This window comes from Sphingomonas sp. PvP056, from assembly GCF_040549155.1.
GTDB lineage: Bacteria > Pseudomonadota > Alphaproteobacteria > Sphingomonadales > Sphingomonadaceae > Sphingomonas.
Map to the genome: position 1 here is coordinate 1 of NZ_JBEPST010000016.1, position 1589 is coordinate 1589.

At 63.3% G+C, this 1589-nt stretch carries 2 protein-coding genes; one reads left to right on the plus strand and one right to left on the minus strand.

Translation table 11 applies throughout. The features are described 5' to 3' along the window. Positions 1-190 precede the first annotated feature (190 nt). A complete protein-coding gene (locus ABIC17_RS20260) occupies positions 191-466 on the minus strand; it encodes a hypothetical protein (protein WP_354284978.1) in 276 nt (91 codons plus the stop codon). 73 nt (positions 467-539) lie between these two features. On the opposite strand from ABIC17_RS20260, the gene ABIC17_RS20265 reads away from it, so the two are divergent. Next, positions 540-968 carry a CBS domain-containing protein gene (locus tag ABIC17_RS20265; protein ID WP_354284980.1) on the plus strand — a complete coding sequence of 143 codons (429 nt, stop codon included), beginning with the start codon at positions 540-542 and terminating at the stop codon, positions 966-968. The last annotated feature ends 621 nt before the right edge of the window (positions 969-1589 follow it).

Below are 1589 nucleotides of genomic sequence, written 5' to 3' on the forward strand. Positions count from 1 at the left end.
CCGTGCCGCCGGCGGCGGCGGGGGGGGGGTGGGGTGCGCCGGCGCCGCCTCAGTCGTGCGCGGGGCGGCGGGGCGCGGGCGCCCCGCCCCCCCCCCCCCCCCCCCCCCGGCGGGGGCGCCCGCCCCCCCCCCCCCCCCCCCACGACCGTATGTACACAGGCTCGGTTGGCTCCTCACGCGAGCCCGGCCCTCACTCTATATCGTCGATCGACTCGTCGTGGCCGCTTCCCGAACTGAGGAAGATCAGCCCCATCAGCGCGGCGGCGAGCATGATCGATCCGCCCGCGCCACCGATCACCGCGAGGATCGCGACCCAGCCAAGCGGACCATAAAGCCGCTCGAGCACGATGATCGCACCGGTGATGAACGCGATTGCGACGAGCCCCATCCATCCCAGGATCCGCCGGTACCGGCTCCATGCAAATGCTGCATAGTCTGGATCATCGAGGCTGGACCGCTTCGCCATGCTTCCCATTGCCGCGCAAACGTGAAATTCTCAAGCGCGAGACTCGATCACCGAGCGAAGCGGGAGAGCGATGATGACGATCGGAGCGATATTGGGCGGCAAGGGACGCGAGGTCGTCTCGGTAACCGCGGATCAGAGCGTCGGCGCGGCGGTGGCGTTGCTCGCGGAACGCAGGATCGGTGCGGTCCCGGTATTGGATGGCGATCGGGTTGCGGGCGTTTTCTCCGAACGCGACGTGATCTATGCGATCGCGCACCATGGCGCGGCTGCGCTCGACCGCACCGTCGCCGATATCATGACGGCACCGGCGATTACGGTCCGTGCGGACGAAGCGGTGATTGGGGCGCTGTCGCTGATGACCAAGCGGCGGATCCGCCATTTGCCAGTGGTAGAAGCGGACCGCATCGTCGGCATGGTGTCGATCGGCGACCTGGTCAAATACCGAATCGACCGGATCGAGGCCGATGCCGAGGCCATGCGCAATTATATCCAGTCGGCTTAAGCCGCGGCACTAAATGTCGTGGCGGCACGTCACGTATGGCGGTGTCGATGTCGCGCCCTACGTCCTTCGTTGCCGGCCGACCGTCTTGCGGATCGCGCAATCAGATCCCGTGGATGGTCGATCCCTGTTGAACCAGCTGCACAAGGATCTGACTCGTCGATCGCTAGATGAGCGGCCTCCCACCCATGATTGCCAGTGTTTTGGCTGGAGCGGGTCGGATTTGATCGGGTGTGTCGTGAATACGGGGGAGAATGGCAAAGCCTCAAGGCTTGCCCAAACCCTAGCGGTTCCGCAGGTTTGCCGCATGATTGAAAGAAAAGTGCAAAAAAGCGTTTGACCGAATCAGGGACCCCGCCTAGAGGGGTGTCACCGCAGCGACGGACCGGACGGTTCGCTTCTGCAGTCACCAGATCCTCGGCGCTCGGTTCGCCCTTTGAAAGAAGGGTGTGACAAGGCGTCGGTATTCTGCGCTCTTTGACATTGTTGGTTTTAGATGAAGGGACATGTGGGCGGCGGCTACACGGTCTTTCGGGTCCTCTAGGCTCGTTGGATCGTTCAAAGCTAAGTCGCTCTTATACATGTCCTTCACGTATCCATACGTAAGAATATGTGCAGAGCAGC